The sequence below is a fragment of the uncultured Brevundimonas sp. genome (assembly GCF_963977465.1).
GTDB lineage: Bacteria > Pseudomonadota > Alphaproteobacteria > Caulobacterales > Caulobacteraceae > Brevundimonas.
In genome coordinates this window covers 266,014-283,477 of sequence record NZ_CAXBOQ010000004.1, presented here as the reverse complement: position 1 = coordinate 283,477, position 17,464 = coordinate 266,014, and the positions used below count along the sequence as shown (strand labels likewise).

General features: G+C 68.3%; 17 protein-coding genes. 9 read left to right on the top strand and 8 right to left on the bottom strand.

Annotated features, from left to right (window positions below; all coding sequences use genetic code 11):
- Positions 1-3: 3 nt before the first annotated feature.
- The 4 genes from AAC067_RS10490 to AAC067_RS10475 all read right to left on the bottom strand — a co-directional run bounded on the left by AAC067_RS10490 (position 4) and on the right by AAC067_RS10475 (position 3,267).
- The gene (locus tag AAC067_RS10490; RefSeq protein ID WP_339932243.1) at positions 4-615 is read right to left on the bottom strand and encodes a TIGR02466 family protein; all 612 of its coding nucleotides are present in this window, start codon (positions 613-615) and stop codon (positions 4-6) included.
- Positions 616-624: 9 nt separating this feature from the next.
- Positions 625-903: a hypothetical protein gene (locus tag AAC067_RS10485; protein ID WP_339932241.1), complete on the bottom strand. Its 279-nt coding sequence runs from the start codon at positions 901-903 to the stop codon at positions 625-627.
- 617 nt (positions 904-1,520) lie between these two features.
- Positions 1,521-1,754: a hypothetical protein gene (locus tag AAC067_RS10480; RefSeq protein WP_339932239.1), complete on the bottom strand. Its 234-nt coding sequence runs from the start codon at positions 1,752-1,754 to the stop codon at positions 1,521-1,523.
- A 748-nt stretch (positions 1,755-2,502) separates the two neighbouring features.
- Positions 2,503-3,267, bottom strand: coding sequence for a methyltransferase (locus tag AAC067_RS10475; protein ID WP_339932237.1), 765 nt, complete (start codon positions 3,265-3,267; stop codon positions 2,503-2,505).
- 117 nt (positions 3,268-3,384) lie between these two features.
- Between AAC067_RS10475 and AAC067_RS10470 the strand changes: the two genes are divergently transcribed.
- The gene (locus AAC067_RS10470) at positions 3,385-4,401 is read left to right on the top strand and encodes a polyprenyl synthetase family protein (protein ID WP_339932235.1); all 1,017 of its coding nucleotides are present in this window, start codon (positions 3,385-3,387) and stop codon (positions 4,399-4,401) included.
- A gap of 10 nt (positions 4,402-4,411) precedes the next feature.
- Here AAC067_RS10470 and AAC067_RS10465 read toward each other — a convergent pair whose 3' ends face one another.
- From AAC067_RS10465 to AAC067_RS10450, 4 genes are all read right to left on the bottom strand, one after another.
- Complete coding sequence (locus tag AAC067_RS10465; protein WP_339932233.1) at positions 4,412-4,828, bottom strand: type II toxin-antitoxin system VapC family toxin; 417 nt, start codon at positions 4,826-4,828, stop codon at positions 4,412-4,414.
- Entirely contained in the window at positions 4,825-5,220 is a 396-nt protein-coding gene (locus tag AAC067_RS10460; RefSeq protein WP_339932231.1) for a hypothetical protein, read from the bottom strand. The genes AAC067_RS10465 and AAC067_RS10460 overlap by 4 nt, the downstream gene beginning before the upstream one ends.
- Before the next feature lie 64 nt (positions 5,221-5,284).
- A complete protein-coding gene (locus AAC067_RS10455; RefSeq protein WP_339932229.1) occupies positions 5,285-6,490 on the bottom strand; it encodes a pyridoxal phosphate-dependent aminotransferase in 1,206 nt (401 codons plus the stop codon).
- Between the two features lie 84 nt (positions 6,491-6,574).
- Positions 6,575-8,008, bottom strand: a complete 1,434-nt coding sequence (locus AAC067_RS10450) for a LytTR family transcriptional regulator DNA-binding domain-containing protein (RefSeq protein WP_339932227.1) — start codon at positions 8,006-8,008, stop codon at positions 6,575-6,577.
- A 112-nt stretch (positions 8,009-8,120) separates the two neighbouring features.
- On the opposite strand from AAC067_RS10450, the gene AAC067_RS10445 reads away from it, so the two are divergent.
- The 8 genes from AAC067_RS10445 to rodA all read left to right on the top strand — a co-directional run bounded on the left by AAC067_RS10445 (position 8,121) and on the right by rodA (position 17,442).
- Positions 8,121-9,554, top strand: coding sequence for an alpha/beta fold hydrolase (locus AAC067_RS10445; protein WP_339932225.1), 1,434 nt, complete (start codon positions 8,121-8,123; stop codon positions 9,552-9,554).
- Between the two features lie 91 nt (positions 9,555-9,645).
- Positions 9,646-10,359: a VTT domain-containing protein gene (locus AAC067_RS10440; protein WP_339932223.1), complete on the top strand. Its 714-nt coding sequence runs from the start codon at positions 9,646-9,648 to the stop codon at positions 10,357-10,359.
- Between the two features lie 70 nt (positions 10,360-10,429).
- On the top strand, positions 10,430-11,047 hold the full coding sequence (locus AAC067_RS10435; protein WP_339932221.1) for a glutathione S-transferase N-terminal domain-containing protein: 618 nt from the start codon (positions 10,430-10,432) through the stop codon (positions 11,045-11,047).
- Positions 11,048-11,262: 215 nt separating this feature from the next.
- Positions 11,263-12,303: a rod shape-determining protein gene (locus AAC067_RS10430; RefSeq protein WP_300447036.1), complete on the top strand. Its 1,041-nt coding sequence runs from the start codon at positions 11,263-11,265 to the stop codon at positions 12,301-12,303.
- Between the two features lie 153 nt (positions 12,304-12,456).
- A complete protein-coding gene (mreC, locus tag AAC067_RS10425) occupies positions 12,457-13,701 on the top strand; it encodes a rod shape-determining protein MreC (protein WP_339932219.1) in 1,245 nt (414 codons plus the stop codon).
- 8 nt (positions 13,702-13,709) lie between these two features.
- Positions 13,710-14,216 carry a hypothetical protein gene (locus tag AAC067_RS10420; protein ID WP_339932217.1) on the top strand — a complete coding sequence of 169 codons (507 nt, stop codon included), beginning with the start codon at positions 13,710-13,712 and terminating at the stop codon, positions 14,214-14,216.
- Positions 14,213-16,294 (top strand): penicillin-binding protein 2, encoded by a 2,082-nt coding sequence (gene mrdA, locus AAC067_RS10415; protein WP_339932215.1) that lies wholly within the window; start codon positions 14,213-14,215, stop codon positions 16,292-16,294. The genes AAC067_RS10420 and mrdA overlap by 4 nt, the downstream gene beginning before the upstream one ends.
- Complete coding sequence (rodA, locus tag AAC067_RS10410; RefSeq protein ID WP_339932214.1) at positions 16,291-17,442, top strand: rod shape-determining protein RodA; 1,152 nt, start codon at positions 16,291-16,293, stop codon at positions 17,440-17,442. Before mrdA ends, rodA begins: the two co-directional genes overlap by 4 nt.
- Positions 17,443-17,464 lie beyond the last annotated feature (22 nt).

Here is a 17,464-nt window from a genome sequence, read left to right as displayed (position 1 = left end):
GCCTCAGGCGTAGTTGAAGCTGATCGAGATGCGTTCGCTCTTCGCCGCATTGGGCGGGACCTCGTGGCGTAGCCAGCTTTCCCACATCAGCACGGTGCCGGCGGCAGGGGTCAGATAGACGAAGGGTTTCTCGGCCAGGGGAGCGTCGGCGGTGACGGCGGGGCGGGCCATCATCATGGCCAGACGGGGGTCCTCCAGCTTCAGGGCCGAGGCGCGGTCGGGCACCTCGACATAGACGGTGCCGGACAGATAGGCGTGCGGATGGATGTGGCCGGAATGGCTGCCGCCGGGCTTGAGGATATTGACCCAGAGATTGTCGAGCTTCGGCTTGCGGGCCAGGTCGAAATTCAGGGCCCGGGCATAGGCCAGGGCATGCCGGTCCAGCAGCCGTTTCAGGTCGGCGAACTCGGGCATGCGCTGCGGCAGGTCGTTCAGTGAGCCGTAGGAGGTGTAGCCGCGATAGCCGTGTTCACGGCACCAGGCGCGGCCCGCTCCGTCGTCCTCGGCCAGGCTGCGGCAGGCGTCAGCCAGTTCGGCGTTGAAGGCGTCGAAGCCCGGCTCGGTGGCGAGGCTGGCTTCATAGATCTGGGTGACGAACAGGGGGCGCAGGGACATGGGCGGTATCTAGCCGGTCTGATCGTCGTCGAGAAGGTCGGCGTCGTCGGGGTGTTCGCCTCCGCGCCCGGCCTGCAGGGTCATGGCCTCGGCCAGCAGCAGGGTGGCGGACAGGATGAATTCCTCGGGGTCGGGGCGGTCACCGGCCCGGAGGGCGGCGACGAACAGGGTTTCGCGCGGGCCAACAGGTTCGGCCTCGCCCCGGCTGAGCATCTCCAGCCGGGCCCGTTGCAGGGCGCCGGCGAACAGGCGGTCGCGGCGACGGGGGCCGGGGGAACGCGGGCGCATGAAGACCTCCTGAACAGTGGCGTTGGACGCCGGACGTGCGGCGACGACCGGCGGCGCGTGGCGACGCCGGGGCGGGGAGGGTGCGGGGCTGCCGGGCCTCGCCCGGAGCTATGGATAAAAACCGTTTCGACGAGGATGACGCCCCGCGCAGCCGTTTTCCACGCGCCCTCCGGCTGGCGGCCCTGTTCGAGCCTTGCCGGACCGTTCCGGGCCCGTTGCCGGGTCCGGGGGTCGGGACGGAGGTGCCGGTCGTGCCGGGATCGCTCCGCCCTCGGGCCCGCGGCGAGCAGTGAACGGCATCCTGCGCCGTCCAAGGGACCCCCGGAGGGTTCCGCCCCCGGGCTTCATCGCTCGACCACAGCCCCGCCGCCGTTCGGGCACTGGATCCGACGCCCTCCCCATCGGCGGGGATGGGGGGAGTCTGGCACGGTCCGGAACCAGGGCGGGTTTTTAGGGGGGCGTGGCGGGGAAGGGGTTGGAATCGCGGGGGAAGGGGTAGGGGCGATGCGCGGGTTTTTGGGAAGGGTGTGGCGGTTTGGGGGGTGCCTGCGGCCCGCACAACGCAAAACGCGCCCGAAGCGGAGTTCGGGCGCGTCTGACGATCAATGGGGCGGAGTTTAGTGCTCGGCGGGCGTGACCACAGCGGCGTCGACGTTTTCGGCCGCTTCATTGGTTGCCTCGGCGGCACCGTCAGCGGCGGCGTCGACGTTGGCGGCGGTGTCATCCGCGGCCGAGGCCACGGTGTCGCCGGCGGCGTCAGCGGTAGCGGCGGCATTGTCTTCGGTCTGCGGCGAGCAGGCCGCCAGGGTCAGGGCGGCGACGGCAGTGACGGCGAGAATGGCGATACGCATAGGGTTCCTCCTTGAATGGAAGGTCCCTTGTTCTGGCTCGGGCGGCAATTGTCCAGTCCCGCGCGTCTTCCTGACCGACGAGCTGGGGATGATCTCGCCGCCAGTCGCAGGGGGGGCGAGGTGTTCAAACCCCTCCTGATGGAGACTCCATGTCATATAATCTCGACTCAGGAATATGATCTCTTACCTTAGGCATCGCCGACGCAGGCAAGGTTCTGGGTTCGGGTTTGGTGTAATCGGCCAGTATGTCGTCGGCAATTGAGTAGAGTCTGATCAATGATATATATTGTTTCGAATTTATACCGTTGGCCCGGCACTTTCGTCGTCATGGCGATAACTTTTGTTGCTTTCAACACCCATGTTTTGCTCGGTACAGGAATATTTCTCTCCTATATGCTTATCGCGCAGTTCTGGTTGAAGTGCCCGCGTTGTAAGTTCTCTACGATGCTGGGTTTGCGTAAGCGCCGGTCCTGGTTGCCGCGTGAATATCCAACGAACTGGACGCGCAAACACTGCGCCAGATGTGGTCTGGATTTTACCAAACACCGCTTCGGGGAACGTTTTGGTCGGCAGGGGTGACGAGACGGGTCAGATCCCGCGCGGCGGAACCTGTCTCCCGGACAATCGCGCCGCGATTTCCGGGAGGTCCGGGCCGGTGGGAGCGGGCCGTCCCGGACCGCCGTTTCGCGGCGTCCGGGATGACAAGGGGTCTGGACCTTTGGCGGAGGTGGGTTGGATCGCCCCCCCCTCACCAGCCCAGCGCCGCCTCACCCCTGAGGATGGCCTCGGCCTCGGGGGTGTGTTTGGCCCCGGTGCGGTCGTGCAGGACGAGGGCGGGCAGCAGGCGCAGGGGGGCCTTGCCGGTCTTGATGGCCAGGACCAGCACGCGTTTGGCGGGTTCGTCGGCATGGGGCTGGACCGGGCGGATGGCGAAGGAGCCGGCGCTTTCGCCCAGCAAGGTCAGGATGTCGGCCAGGCGGTCGGCGCGGTGGATCAGCACGATGCGGCCGTTCTCGCGCACGGCCTTGAGCAGGAACCGGGTCCAGGCGGCGAGGCCGTCGTCGGCCATCCATGCCGCCTGTTTGCCGGGGGCGGGGGCGCGCAGGGCGGTCGGGTTGTCGAAGAAGGGCGGGTTGGAGACGGCCCAGTCGAATGGGGGGAGGTCGAGCGCGCGGAAGCCGGTGGCGACGTCGCCGGTCAGGAGGGTGGTGCGCTCGGCGATGCCGTTCAGGGCAGCGTTGTCACGGGCCAGGGCGGCGGCGGCGGGGTCGCGCTCCAGCCCGGTCAGGCGGGTGCCGGGGCAGCGGGCGGCGATCTGGGTCAGCACGGCCCCGGCCCCGCAGCCGGCCTCGATCACGCTCTGGCCCGGGCCGGCGGGCACGGCGGCGGCCAGCAGGGCGGCGTCCATGCCGGCGCGATAGCCTTTGGCCGGCTGGCGCAGCCGCACCCGTCCGCCCAGCAGGGGGTTTTCGACGATCTCGATGATGGCGGTGTCTGTCGGTGCGACCGTCACGCGGCTTGACCCTTTAATGTGTGATCATCATTGTGCGCCGCGATGCTCCGGGGCAAGGCTGCGGCTGGATTTCAGGCGCGATTCTCCCCGTATCCGCCCGCTTTGAAGAGTTCTCCCTTGGACGCAGTCACCGCCGCCGCTCCCCGCTCGAAGGGTGACGTTGAGCTTCTGGTTCGACTGGCGGCCCCCGACATGGCCGCGGTTGACGCCCTGATCATCGAACGGATGCAGAGCCAGGTGCCGGTCATTCCGCTGCTGGCCGACCATCTGGTGGCGGCCGGGGGCAAGCGGCTGCGGCCGATGCTGACCGTGGCGGCGGCGCGGGCGGCCGGGGCGGTCGACGATATCGCAGCCCCGCGCAAGCTGGCGGCGGCGGTCGAGTTCATTCACACGGCCACCCTGTTGCACGACGATGTCGTCGACGCCTCGGACATGCGGCGCGGCAAGGTGGCGGCGCATCTGATCTGGGGCGCGCCGTCCAGCGTGCTGGTCGGGGACTTCCTGTTCGCCCGGGCCTTCGAGCTGATGGTCGAGACCGGGCAGATGCGGGCGCTCGGCATATTGGCAAAGGCGTCGAGCGTGATCTCAGAGGGCGAGGTGCTGCAGCTGACGCGGGCGCACGACCTGAACCTGGACCACGACACCTATCTGCAGATCATCTCGGCCAAGACCGCCGAACTGTTCGCTGCCGCCGCCGAGGCCGGGGCGGTCGGTTGCGGGGCCGGGGAGGCCGAGATCGCGGCGCTGCGGGCCTATGGGCTGAACCTGGGCCTGGCCTTCCAGCTGGCCGATGACGCGCTGGACTATGGCGGTACGTCGGAAGCGCTGGGCAAGAACGCGGGTGACGATTTCCGCGAGGGCAAGGTGACGTTGCCGCTGCTGCTGGCGGCGGCGCGGACCAAGGGCACCGAGGACGCGTTCTGGGACCGGACCATAAATAAGGGCGAGCGGACCGAGGCCGATTTTGCCCGGGCGCAGGCGCTGGTGGTCGGCTCGGGCGCGATCGGGGCGACGCTGGACCTGGCCGGGGACTATGCCGATCTGGCCCGGTCGGCGCTGGACGTGCTGCCGGCCAGTGACTGGCGCGAGGCGCTGGAGCAGCTGGCCGATTTCGCGGTGTCGCGGGCGGCGTGAAGCCGGGCGGTCAGCAGGGGATGGCCTCGATCTGACCTTCCGCGGCGAAATCCAGTAGTGGCCGGTCACGGGTCATCAGTCTGCATCCGATGGCGCGCGCTGTCGCGGCGATGATCCGGTCCGCCGGGTCGCGCAACGGTGGGCCGGGCAGCTGGGACGACGCGATCAGGATGTCCGGGCTCAATGAAGCGAGGTCGACGCCGAGGTCCAGGACCCGTTCAAACCATTTCAGGGGCGGCAGGCTGAGGGCAAGGCGTCCTTTGGACACCAGAAGGCCGATCTCCCAGGCGGTGATTGGCGAAACGAGGACCTGTGTTCCGATCGCCTGTGCTTCCTGAAGTGCCGCCTCCGCCTCCGGCCTGAATTTCGAGCCTGCCTGGAGCCAGATGACCGCACAGGTATCCAGCAGGATCGGTCTGGCGGTCACCGATCGGCATCCCAGATCTCGCCGGTCGGGGCCGTGATGTCCACGCCCTCGGGAATGGTCACCGTCCCGCCGAGCTCTGCGCGAATACGATCCAGAAAGCCGAGGCTGCGCGCGGGGCGCGGCTCGGCATTGGCGGCCGCCGGGGCGGTATCGGACTTGCGGAACACCAGCCGGCGGGAGCCCATGTCGACGCGCTCGGTCACATAGCCGGCGGCCAGCCAGGCCTTGGTCATCACATTGTTGGACGCGTTGTTGCTCCACCAGGCGCGGAGTCCGCTCGCCTTCTCCGGCAGGGGGAAGCCGAGAACGCGCTCGATCTCGCGGAAGCTCATCGAGACCTCCTCGCCGCGCTGCGCGGCAAGAAACTGGGTCAGGGGTTCATATTTGGACATGCCCGTCTCCTTGAAGGCGGGGCAATTAAAAACACACTGTGTGTGTTTCGTCCAGTGTGTGTGTTTATCTCAGGCTGGCGCAGAACCGCTGGATGCGGCGGCAGCCTTCTTCCAGCACCGCTTCGCTGGTGGCGTAGCTGATGCGGAAATAGGGCGACAGGCCGAAGGCCGAGCCCTGGACCACGGCCACGCCCTCGCCGTTCAGCAGTTCGGTGGTGAAGGTGTCGTCGCTGTCGATGACCACGCCGCCCTCGGTGGTCTTGCCGATCAGGCCTTCGATTGAGGGATAGACGTAGAAGGCCCCCTCGGGCGTGGGGCAGCGGATGCCGGTGGCCTGGTTCAGCATGGACACCACGAGATCGCGACGCTTTTCGAAGGCGCGGCCGCGTTCGGCGATGAAGTCCTGCGGTCCGTTGAGGGCCTCGACGGCGGCCCACTGGCTGATCGAGGAGGGGTTGGAGGTGGTCTGGCCGGCGACCTTGCGCATCAGGTCGATCAGGGCCTTGGGCCCACCGGCATAGCCGATGCGCCAGCCGGTCATGGCATAGGCCTTGGACACGCCGTTGACGGTCAGGGTGCGCTCGTAGAGGTCCGGCGCGACCTGGGCGAAGGTGGTGTATTCGAAATCGCCGTAGATCAGGTGTTCGTACATGTCGTCGGTCATCACCCAGACCTGGGGGTGACGGCGCAGGGCCTCGGCCAGGGCTTCCAGCTCGGCCCGGGTATAGGCGGCCCCGGTCGGGTTGGAGGGGGAGTTGAGGATCAGCCATCTGGTCTTCGGCGTGATGGCCGCTTCCAGCACGGCGGGCCGCAGCTTGAAGCCGTCGGCCTCGGCCCCGACGATCTCGACCGGCTCGCCCCCGGCCAGCAAGACCATGTCGGGATAGCTGACCCAGTAGGGGGCGGGGACGATGACCTCGTCACCGGCTGACAGGGTGGCCATCAGGGCGTTGAACAGCACGGCCTTGCCGCCCGGGGCCACGTGGATCTGGGCCGGGCTGTAGGTCAGGTCGTTTTCACGGGCGAATTTGGCCACGATGGCGGCCTTCAGCTCGGGCAGGCCGTCGACGTCGGTGTATTTGGTCTCGCCGCGCTGGATGGCGGCGATGGCGGCGGCCTTGACGTTGTCGGGGGTGTCGAAGTCCGGCTCACCGGCGCCGAGGCCGATCACGTCGCGGCCTTCGCGCTTGAGCTCGCGGGCCCGGGCGGTGACGGCAAGCGTGGCCGAGGGCTTGACGCGGGACAGGGCGGTGGACTGCAGGCTGGACATGGAGACTCCCGGGGGGACAGCGGCGCAATCCTTACGCAGATGCGAAAGGCGGATCAAATGCCGATGCCGCATCGCGGGCCGGTATTAGTCTGGCGGGCGTGACAGACCGTCGTCGTCGAGGGCATCGCGCAGGGCGGACAGGCGGGAACGGCTGACGGGCAGGGGCGGCCCTTCCAGCATCTGCACCCGCCAGCGGTCGCCGTCACGGTCGAGACGCCGGACCTGGGCGAGGTTGACGATCACCGAGCGATGAATCCGCTGGAAGCCGGGTGGCAGCTGGTCCGCGAGCCGCTCAAGCCGGGCCGTGTGCAGCAGTTGACGGCCCCCGACCAGCCGCAGTTCGACATAGTCGCCGGCCCCGACCACGGCGAGGATGTCGGGGATCGGCACCAGCTCCACGCCGCGCGCTGAGGCCACGGTCAGGCGGTTTGGCCGGTCGGCGGCGCGGGTCAGGGCAGCCTCGCGTCCGCGATCCTCACGGCTGAGGCGGACCACCTCGACCATCAGCAACGGCAGGACGAGGCTGGCCGCGAGCAGGAAATAGGACAGGTCGACCAGCCAATCCGGGAAGGCCAGGGCGAGCGTCATGAAGAGCGCGAGCCAGGCCAGGATCGGGCGCGCTCCGGGCTGACGTTGCCAGACTCCCATGCCAGCCGCGATGATCGCCAGGATGACCCCCGAAAGCAGAGCCCAGCCGGTCTTGCCGTCAAAACCGGGCAGCACGGTCGTCGCCGCGGCCGCGATCACGGCCAGGGCGATCATCGGGCGGCGCGCCCCCGGCATGAACCGGCCGGCGACGAAGCTCACCAGCAGGACGGCAAAGGCAGCGGCCAGCAACCAGATCGCGCCCAGTCGCCAGACATGCAGCGGATAGGCATAGCCGAACAGGGGGCGCAGGCTCTCCGCCACCGCCTGCAGGGCGGCGACCGCAGCGATGGCGGCGAGGATAAGGCTCGAGACGGTCCGGCGCATCGCGTGGATGACGCCGAAGCCGAAGGCCGCGGCCAACAGGGCCCCGGCCGCGACGAGCGTGATCGCCAGCAGCGGGGTGCGGGCGGGCAGGGGGTAGGGGGCGACGACCACGCCCCCCATCGGCTGATCCAGCCGCAGGCCGCCGTGGAAGGACGACAGATGCACGACGAGCGCGTTCTCGCCCGCGCGCCACGCGGTTTCCCCGATCGGCAGGGCGGCCTCATAGCGGCCGGGGACCTCAGCCTGCGCCGTTGCGGCGGGGCGACCGTTTGCGCCGAGGCTGCGGCCGTTCAGCCAGGCTTCGGACGAGGCGATGCCGATGACATGCAGCGCGCGCGGGCGATTGTCGTCCGGCGCGGGCACGGTGGTCCGGAGCCACAGGTCGCGCCCCTGCGGATCGATCACGCCTGTCAGTGGACGGCAGTCACTGAGGATTGGACCATCCGGCCCTGCCGTGCCGCGACAGGTCTGCCACGCGGGTTCGGCGGCCCGGGCGAGGGAGGCCAGGCCCATCAGCAGGCCGACGATGATCAGGATGCGCCACATACTGTCACCCTAGGGCACCGTTGACCGGGACGCGCGGCTGTTCACCGAGCGCGGGGTGCCGTTGACCGAAACAGGGCGGACAGGCGGCGTCAGCCCGGGTCGGATGAGCCGCATGACATACGCATCCCTCAGCCGCCGCGCCCTTCTGGCCGCCACCGGTCTCGCCATCCCGTCGTTCGCCCTCGCCCAGGCGCAGGCCGGACCCATCCGCTTCAAGGGCTGGCGCGATCAGGAGACCGACGCCGAGCAGGGCTTCTTCGAGGTGCCCGAGGACCGTCGTGATCCGGGTTCGCGGCGCATTCGTCTGAGCTATGTGCGGTTCCCGTCGACGGCGGCCCGGCCCGGTCCGCCGATCGTCTATCTGGCCGGTGGGCCGGGCGGGACGGCGACCGGGACGGCGACGGGTCCGCGCTTTCCGATCTTTGAGGCCCTGCGTGCGGTCGCCGATGTGATCGCCTTCGACCAGCGCGGCACCGGCCTGTCCAACCACATCCCGCCGCGTCCGGCCTCGACCGCGCCGCTGCCGGTGCTGACGCGGGCGGGGATCACGGCCCGTGTCCGCGACGAATTCCAGAAGGCCTGGGTCGACTGGACCGCGGCGGGTGTGGCCATGCGCGGCTACAACGCCGCCGAAAGCGCCGACGATATCGACGACCTGCGCCGCCATCTGGGCGTGGAGACGATCGACCTGTGGGGGATCAGCTATGGATCCCATCTGGCGCTGTCGGTGCTGAAGCGGCACGGCGACCGGGTCGGCCGGGTGGCGCTGGCCAGTCTGGAGGGACAGGACCAGACGGTGAAACGGCCGGCGCGACTGGACGCCTATCTGGATCGGGTCGATGGTCTGCTGGACGCCGATCCGGCGGCGCGCGCGGCCGTGCCCAACCTGCCGGCGTTGATGCGGCGGGTCCACGCCCGGCTCGAAGCGGAGCCCGCGCCCCTGACCCTGCCGGTGCAGGGGCAGTCGCTGGATCTGCAGATCGGCGGTTTCGCCATCCAGATGCTGGCGGGCGGACTGATCGCCAATCCGCCGACCCTGGCCATGTTGCCGGGTCTTTATCTCGCCCTCGAGGCCGGGCAGGTGGCAATGCTCGCGCCGTTCCTCGCCCGGATGGGTGGTGTGATCGAGATTTCGGGCATGCCCGAGGCGATGGATCTGGCGTCGGGCATATCGCCCGCGCGGCTGAGACTGGTCGAGCAGGAAGCGCAGACGGCCGTGCTCGGCGATGCGCTCAACTTCCCCATGCCGCATCTGCTGGGTGCGGTACCGGATGTGGACCTCGGCGAGGCGTTTCGAGCGCCGATGTCGATCGACACGCCCGCCCTGCTGGTCCAGGGCACGCTCGACGGGCGCACGCCGCTGGAAGAACAGGCCGAGGTGGCGGATCAGTTCCGGCACAAATCCACGGTGGTGGTCGAGAATGCCGGCCACAATGTCTTTGAGGCGCATCCGGAGGTGCAGGATCTGCTGGTCCGGTTCTTCCGGGGCGAGGCGGTGGCGGATACCCGGCTCAGCCTGCCGCCGCCGGTGTTTCGCGTGGCGTGATCGGGGCAGGGTGGGCAGAGCCTCGTTGGCGCGATTCGTCGGGATGCGGTCCACGCTCGCCCAAACCGGTGCCGGGTGTTAATCCGAATCCATGTCCCGCGTCCTCGACTTCATCCTCAACATGGAAGGCCGTCGTTGGCGGGCGTTGCTGGCGACTGTGGCGCTGTTCGCGGCGGTGGCGGCGCTGTTTGCCTTCGGCAAGTCGCAGCTCGGACTGGCGGCGGAGGACCGGCTGGAGCTGTGGCTGAACGGGTTCAGCGACAGTCCGTGGGGCCTGCCGGCGACGGTGGTGGTGTTCGTGGTCGCCGCCTTTGTCGGGGTGCCGCAATTCCTGCTGATCGCGGCCTGCGTGGTGGCGTTCGGACCGTGGTCGGGATTCGCCTACAGCTGGATCGCGACGGTGGTCTCGGCGGCGGTGACCTATTGGCTGGGACGCGGTCCGACGGCGCGGGCGGTCGAGCGGTTCGGCGGACGCACGGCCGGGCGGATGAAGCGGTTCGTCGGCCAGAACGCCTTCTATGCCAGCTTCATGATCCGCAATGTACCGTCGGCCCCGTTCATCGTCGTCAATATGGCGTTCGGCGCAGCCCGGGCGTCATTCGGCGGCTTTCTGGCGGGGTGCGCCCTGGGGGTTCTGCCCAAGACGGCGCTGGTGGCGTTCTTTGGCGGGTCGTTCATGAGCGCGGTCAGCGGCGACGGCATCTGGACCACGGCGATTCTGGCCGGTGTGGCGGTGGTGTGGCTGGCGATAATGCTGGGTGTGCGCGAACTGGTGAAGCGTCGGCAGGATCGAACCGCCCAATAGGAACCAGTTTTGTTACGGATAGCGGGGACCCCTATGTGCGTTGTTCCATCGAACCCGACCGGAGGCCGCCATGCTGAAACTGTATTATTCGCCCGGGGCCTGCGCCCTGGCCTCGCACGTCGCGCTGGAGGAATCCGGTGCGACCTATGAGGTGGTCCGGATCGACCTGAGCAAGGGCGAGCAGAAGACGCCGGAATATCTGGCGATCAATCCGGCCGGTGTGACCCCGGCGCTGGAGACCGAGCGCGGGGTGATCACCCAGAACGCTGCTATCCTGGCCTTCATCGCCCAGACGCGCCCGCAGCAGAACCTGGCCCCGGTCGGCGACCCGTACCGGATGGCGCGCTTCAATGCGTTCAACGGCTGGCTGGGATCGTCTCTGCACCCGGCCCTGGGCAGGCTGCTGTTCAGCCGTCCCGCGCTGGAGGGCGACGCCCGGGCCGAGGCGGTCAAGGTCGTGCTGACCCGGTTGCAGCTGGTCGAGGACGGCCTGCTGGAAGGCACCTGGGTGATGGGCGATGCCTATACGCTGTCCGACGGCTATCTGATGGTGTTCGAACGCTGGGCGCGTCTGAACGATCTGCTGGATCCGACCCGGTTTCCCCGGCTGAACAGCCATCTTGACCGGACCCAGGAACGGGCCGCCGTTCAGCGGGTGCTGGCGGCCGAGGGTTTGGAGGCCGTCTGAGCCGCGAAGATGCCGGTTTCGTCATCGCCTGCCCAGTGAGTCATTGTCATCGGGGCTTGTAATCCCCCCGTCATGCGGGCAAACGAGCCCCTAGTCGGCTCGGCGAAGACAGTCAAAAACGTTGTGCGTATGGGGATGCGTGCGGCGGGGCGTCGTTGTAGCGGACTGACACGACGATCGCCCTTCAGGCCTGAACCAAACGGTATCCCGCGCCCATGTTCTCACCATTTTTCGGCATGATGTCGAACGACATCGCCATCGACCTCGGCACCGCCAACACCCTTATCTACATGAAAGGCAAGGGAATTGTGCTGAATGAGCCGTCCGTCGTGGCGCTCAGAAACGTCGGTGGCCGCAAGATCGTTCATGCCGTCGGCATCGAGGCCAAGCAGATGCTGGGCCGCACGCCCGGCCACATGGAAGCTATCCGTCCGATGCGCGACGGGGTCATCGCCGACTTCGAAGTCGCCGAGGAAATGATCAAGCATTTCATCCGCAAGGTGCATAACCGCAAGGGTTTCGTGAACCCCAAGGTCATCGTCTGCGTGCCGTCGGGCGCGACCGCCGTCGAGCGCCGCGCCATCAATGATTCCTGCCTCAACGCCTCGGCCCGCCGCGTCGGCCTGATCGACGAGCCAATGGCCGCGGCCATTGGGGCCGGCCTGCCGATCCACGAGCCGACCGGTTCGATGGTCGTCGACATCGGCGGCGGCACCACCGAGGTGGCCGTGCTGTCGCTGTCGGGCATCGTCTATTCGCGTTCGGTGCGGGTCGGGGGCGACAAGATGGACGAGGCGATCATCTCGTACATGCGCCGCAACCATAACCTGCTGATCGGCGAGACCACCGCCGAGCGGATCAAGAAGGACATCGGCACCGCCCGGATCCCGGCCGACGGCGAAGGCCTGTCGATCGAGGTCAAGGGCCGCGACCTGATGCAGGGCGTGCCGCGCGAGGTTCGCATCAGCGAGCGCCAGGCCGCCGAGGCCCTGGCCGAGCCGGTCACCCAGATCATCGAGGCCGTGAAGGTGGCGCTGGAAGCCACCCCGCCGGAACTGGCCGCCGACATCGCCGACAAGGGCATCATGCTGACCGGTGGCGGCGCGCTGCTGCGCGGTCTGGACGCCGAGATCCGCGACCACACCGGCCTGCCGGTATCGGTGGCCGACGATCCCCTGTCCTGCGTGGCCATCGGCTGCGGCCGGGTGCTGGAGCATCCGCGCTGGATGAAGGGCGTCCTCGATTCGGCGCTCTGATCGGGCGCTCTGATCAGGGCGGTCTCACGGTCGTCTCAAATCGCTGTCATCGCGAACGTCACGCCGGTTCCCATCCGGTCGGTATTTTGCGATAGCCTGTGTGGATCAACGGGACTGTCCCGCTGATTCTTGCTCTTTGCTGGAAGGCGCGCCGTGGCGTTTCGCGACGGACCGTTTGAAAATCTCAAGGTGCCGCTGGTCTGGACCGCGGCAGTCGTTGTCGTGGCCGGAATCGTAGCGTCGATCCTGCTGCTGTTGAACGACCATCGGGCGACGGACGGCCAGGCCGGATACGGGGCCGTGCGCTCGACCGCTGACGCCGTGGCCGGACCGGTCGGCGGGGTGTTCGCCGCCCCGGTGCGCTGGGCCGGGGCCGCCAGCGACTATGTCGGCGGCTATTTCTTCGCCGTGTCGGAAAACCGCAAACTCAAGGAACAGCTGGCCGATTTCCAGCAGCAGCGCGACCAGGTGATCGCGCTGAAGAACGTCAATGCGCGCTATGAGGCGATGCTGGGCGTTCGCACCGAACCGCCGGTACCGATGGCCACGGCCCGGTCAATCTCGGAGTCGCGCGGACCGTTCAACCGGGCCCGACTGCTCGACGTCGGCACCAGCAAGGGCGTCCGGGTCGGCAATCCGGTCATCAACGAACATGGGCTGGTCGGCCGGATCATCGGCACCTCGGCCGGGGTCAGCCGGATGCTGCACCTGACCGACGTGGCCAGCCAGACGCCGGTGCTGATCGCCCGCAGCGACGCCCGCGCGATTCTGAAGGGCGACGGCAGCGGCAATCCGCGACTGGAGTTCGTCCGCGGCGTCGGCTCGATCGAGGTCGGTGACCGGGTGCTGAGCTCGGGTGACGGCGGGGGATTCCCGCGCGGCCTGCCGGTCGGGGTGGCGGCCAAGGGCATCGACGGGTCGTGGCGGGTCAAGCTGTTCAGCGACCGGGGCGCGATCGACTATGTCCGGGTGATGCTGTTTCAGGACTTCGGCCAGCTGCTGGAGTCCGATGATCTGAACGCCCCGCCGTTGGCCGGGCTGGGCGCGGCCCCACCGCCGTCCGCCGCCCAGGCCGCTGCCATCAGCGATGCAGCCGCCCGCCGGGCCGCGATCTCGGCGGAAGCGACGGCGCGTAACCGGGGGGGCGCTCCGGCGCGTCCGACGCCGACGCCCGCCGCGACCACGCCGACGCCGGCGGCCGCGGCATCGCGACCGACCACGACCGCCGCCACGACACCGGCGCGGCAGCCGACAACAACGCCGGCTTCGTCTTCGACTCCGGCACAGGCGCGTCCGCGGCCGCCGGGACCGCGCCCCTATCAGCCGGTGACGCAGCCACCGGCGACACCACCGGCGCCGTCACCGGCCCCATCCCCCGAACCGGGAGCGGACGGGTGAGACGGGCGATGGCGGTCCGGGTCGTCGGCCCCCTGCAATGGATCGTGTATCCGACCCTGATCACGATCGCGGCCACGATCGTTCTGGCCACACCGGCGAAATTGTTCGGCTTGACCCTGCCCGAGCCAATCCTGCCGATGGTGCTGGCCTTTTCCTGGCCGCTGATCCGGCCGTCGGTCATGGGGCCGGTGGTTTTGCTGGGGCTGGGCCTGGCGCTCGATATCTTCTGGAGCGGGCCGCTGGGCATGTGGGGGCTGGCGTTGTCGGCGGTTTATGGCGTGGTCCTGATGTCGCGCAGCTTCCTGCTGGGTCAGGAGACGAGGGTTCTGTTCGTCTGGTATGCGGCCTGCACCCTGCTGGCCTTCATCCTGGCCTATGTCGTCGTCACCGTGGGCGCGCCGACCGCACCCAGCCTGCTGGCGACGATCGCCCAGATCGTGCCGACGCTGTTGGTGTTCCCGCTGGCGCACATCATGATCGAGCGGTTTGACGACGGCGATGTGCGGTTCCGATGAGCCACGAACCGTCCATCTTCTTTTCGGATGTCAACGAGCGTCAGGGCTCCTTCCTGCGGCGCACCTTCGTGCTGGGCGGCATGACCACCCTCGGGGTCGTGGCCCTGACCGGACGTCTGGCCCAGCTGCAGGTCGTGCAGGCGCAGCAATATGCGACCCTGGCCTCGAACAACCAGTTCAACTTCCGGCTGGTACCGCCGCCGCGCGGCCGCATCCTCGATCGCAACGGCGTGGTCATCGCCGGCAACCGGCCGAGCTTCCGGGTGCTGGTGGTCCGCGACGAGACCAAGGACCTGGACCAGACCCTGGACCTGCTGGGCCAGCTGCTGCCGGACACGGTCGACCGCCGACGGGCGATCATTCGCGACGTCAATGCCGCGCCGCGGTTCTCGCCGGTGCCGGTCAAGAGCGACCTGAGCTGGGAAGAGTTCGCCCGGGTCAATCTGTACGCCAACGAGCTGCCCGGCGTGATGGCCGACATGAACGAGGCCCGCTATTATCCGTTCGGCGGATCATTCGCCCATGTGGTCGGCTATGTGGCCAAGGTCTCGGAGCGGGACATCAAGGCTATCCGCGACCGCGGTGAGGACCCGCCGCAGCTGCTCTACAATCCGGGATTCCGCATCGGGCGCCAGGGCGTCGAGAAGGCGCTGGACACGGATCTGCGCGGCGAGGCCGGGGGCACGCGGGTCGAGGTGGACGCGCGCGGGCGGGTCGTGGGCGAGGATGTGGGCGGATCGCTGCCGGCGACGCCGGGCAAGGATGTCGTCCTGACCCTGGATGCCGACGTTCAGAACCGGGCGCTGGAAGTGTACGGCGAGGAGTCCGGCGGCTGTGTGGTGATGGATGTCCGCAACGGCGACATCCTGTGCATGGTGTCCGCCCCGTCGTTCGACGCCAATCTGTTCGTCAGCGGAGTGCCGGGCAATATCTACAACGCGCTGCGGGATTACGAGCGCAAGCCGCTGCTGGACAAGGCCATCTACGGCACCTTCCCACCCGGCTCGACCTTCAAGATGACGACGGCTCTGGCCATACTGGACGCCGGGGTCGATCCGTTGGAACGGGTCGTCTGCACCGGCGGCTATCGCTACGGCAACCGCACCTTCCGCTGCTGGAAGCGCGGCGGGCATGGCGCGATGGACATGCACAACGCCATCAAGAACTCGTGCGACACCTATTTCTACCACATGTGCAACCGGGCCGGCATCGACCGGATCGCCCGGGTGGCCGAGGATCTGGGCTTCGGCAATACCTATGAGATCGGCATCGCCGGCCAGTCCAGCGGCACGGTGCCGTCGAAGCAGTGGAAGGCCGACTATGCCCGCCGCACCGGGGCCACCCATCCCGATGCCGGCACATGGTATCCGGGTGAGACCCTGTCGGTGGCGATCGGTCAGGGAGCATTGTCGGTCAGCGCCCTGCAACTGGCGGTGATGACGGCGCGCATTGCCAACGGGCGCAAGGCGATCCAGCCGCGATTGGTCCGGTCCGTCGGCGATGCGGACCGCCCGTCCGGGGCCGCGGCCCCGAATCTGCCGTTCAGCCAGGCGCATCTGAATATCGTCCGCGGCGGCATGGCGGCGGTGGCCAATGATGTGACCGGCACCGCCTATCGGGCGTCCCAGCTGGGGCTCGGCGACATCCAGATGGCCGGCAAGACGGGCACGGCCCAGTCGCGCGACTATGGCTCGGGCTCACGCGGACCGCGCGACGCAGTCTGGACCCGGCGCGACCACGCCCTGTTCGTGGCCTTCGCCCCGCATGATGCGCCGCGCTACGCCATTGCGCTGATTATCCAGCACGCGCCGGCGGGCGGGTCCGCCGACGCCGCGCCGCGAGCCCGGGAGATCATGAAGACCGTGCTGTTGAAGGACCCGGACATGCGCGCCCGGATCGAGCGCCCGGCACCGCCCGAGGCCGTCACCGGCGAGGCCGACGAGGGCGATCCGGGGGCCCTGGCGGGCGGCGAGGTGACCGGTGAGGCCGCGGCCGCGGTGCTGACCCCCAGCCCGTCGGCCCCGGCCCCACGGACAGCGACCTCCGGACCTCGTCCCTATCTGTCGGAGCCGCGATGACCTCCTCGGCCCTGACCCGTCCCGGTGAACGCGACCGACTGTCGGTCAAGCTGACCCAGCTCGACTGGCGCTTCATCAGCCTGCTGATCGTGGTTTCCGGTATCGGGGCCGCGATGCTGTTCTCGGTGGCCAAGGGGTCCTGGGATCCCTGGGCGGCCAAGCACCTGATCCGCTTCGGCGTGATGCTGGCGGTGATGCTGGTCCTGTCGATGATCCACCTGAAATGGTGGTTCCGGGCGGCCTATCCGATCTATTTCGTGGCGCTGATCATGCTCGTGGGAGTCGAACTGTTCGGCTACACGGCGATGGGCGCGACGCGCTGGCTTGATCTCGGCATTACCCGGGTCCAGCCGTCCGAGATCATGAAGATCGGTCTCGTGCTGGCCCTGGCGCGCTGGTACCACGGGGCTTCGGCCCGGGACGCCAAATACTCGTGGAAACTGATCTTCCCGGTCGGGATGATCGCCGCGCCCTTCCTGCTGGTGGCGCACCAGCCGGATCTGGGCAGCGCCATGCTGATCGGCCTGACCGGCGCGGCCATCATGTTCATGGCCGGGCTGAGCTGGCGGATCATCGTTACAGCCGGCACTGCCGCGGTGGCGGCGGCGGTGCCGTTCGTGATGTTTGTCATGCACGACTATCAGCGCAACAGGGTGCTGACCTTCCTGAACCCCGAGGGCGATCCGTCCGGCAACGGCTATCATATCATCCAGTCCAAGATCGCCCTGGGATCGGGCGGCCTGCTGGGCAAGGGCTACGGGTTGGGCAGCCAGAGCCAGCTGGAATTCCTGCCGGAGAAGCACACCGACTTCATCTTTGCCGCCGTGTCGGAAGAGTTCGGCTTCGTCGGCTCGTTCACGGTGCTGGCCTGTTATGTCGCCATCATTGTCATCGCGCTGCGGATTTCGTCGCTGTCGCACAGCCATTTCGGCCGGCTGGGCGCAGCGGGCGTGACGGCGACCTTTGCCCTGTATGTGCTGATCAACGGGGCCATGGTCATGGGTCTGGCCCCGGTCGTCGGCGTGCCCATGCCGCTGCTCAGCTATGGCGGCACGGTGATGGCCACGGTGATGATCGGTTTCGGCCTGGTGATGGCCACCCGGGTGCACCGCTATGCCGAACTGCCCAAGGGCCACGGATTGATCTGATCCGGCGGCTTCCGGCGGGCCG

What these genes read in the sequence shown, in the direction of transcription:
- AAC067_RS10490 (WP_339932243.1), bottom strand. Translation starts at nt 615, where the DNA reads ATGTCCCTGCGCCCCCTGTTCGTCACCCAGATCTATGAAGCCAGCCTC.
- AAC067_RS10485 (WP_339932241.1), bottom strand. Translation starts at nt 903, where the DNA reads ATGCGCCCGCGTTCCCCCGGCCCCCGTCGCCGCGACCGCCTGTTCGCC.
- AAC067_RS10480 (WP_339932239.1), bottom strand. Translation starts at nt 1,754, where the DNA reads ATGCGTATCGCCATTCTCGCCGTCACTGCCGTCGCCGCCCTGACCCTG.
- AAC067_RS10460 (WP_339932231.1), bottom strand. Translation starts at nt 5,220, where the DNA reads ATGTCCAAATATGAACCCCTGACCCAGTTTCTTGCCGCGCAGCGCGGC.
- AAC067_RS10455 (WP_339932229.1), bottom strand. Translation starts at nt 6,490, where the DNA reads ATGTCCAGCCTGCAGTCCACCGCCCTGTCCCGCGTCAAGCCCTCGGCC.
- AAC067_RS10450 (WP_339932227.1), bottom strand. Translation starts at nt 8,008, where the DNA reads ATGTGGCGCATCCTGATCATCGTCGGCCTGCTGATGGGCCTGGCCTCC.
- AAC067_RS10445 (WP_339932225.1), top strand. Translation starts at nt 8,121, where the DNA reads ATGACATACGCATCCCTCAGCCGCCGCGCCCTTCTGGCCGCCACCGGT.
- AAC067_RS10440 (WP_339932223.1), top strand. Translation starts at nt 9,646, where the DNA reads ATGTCCCGCGTCCTCGACTTCATCCTCAACATGGAAGGCCGTCGTTGG.
- AAC067_RS10435 (WP_339932221.1), top strand. Translation starts at nt 10,430, where the DNA reads ATGCTGAAACTGTATTATTCGCCCGGGGCCTGCGCCCTGGCCTCGCAC.
- AAC067_RS10430 (WP_300447036.1), top strand. Translation starts at nt 11,263, where the DNA reads ATGTTCTCACCATTTTTCGGCATGATGTCGAACGACATCGCCATCGAC.
- AAC067_RS10420 (WP_339932217.1), top strand. Translation starts at nt 13,710, where the DNA reads ATGGCGGTCCGGGTCGTCGGCCCCCTGCAATGGATCGTGTATCCGACC.
- mrdA (WP_339932215.1), top strand. Translation starts at nt 14,213, where the DNA reads ATGAGCCACGAACCGTCCATCTTCTTTTCGGATGTCAACGAGCGTCAG.
- rodA (WP_339932214.1), top strand. Translation starts at nt 16,291, where the DNA reads ATGACCTCCTCGGCCCTGACCCGTCCCGGTGAACGCGACCGACTGTCG.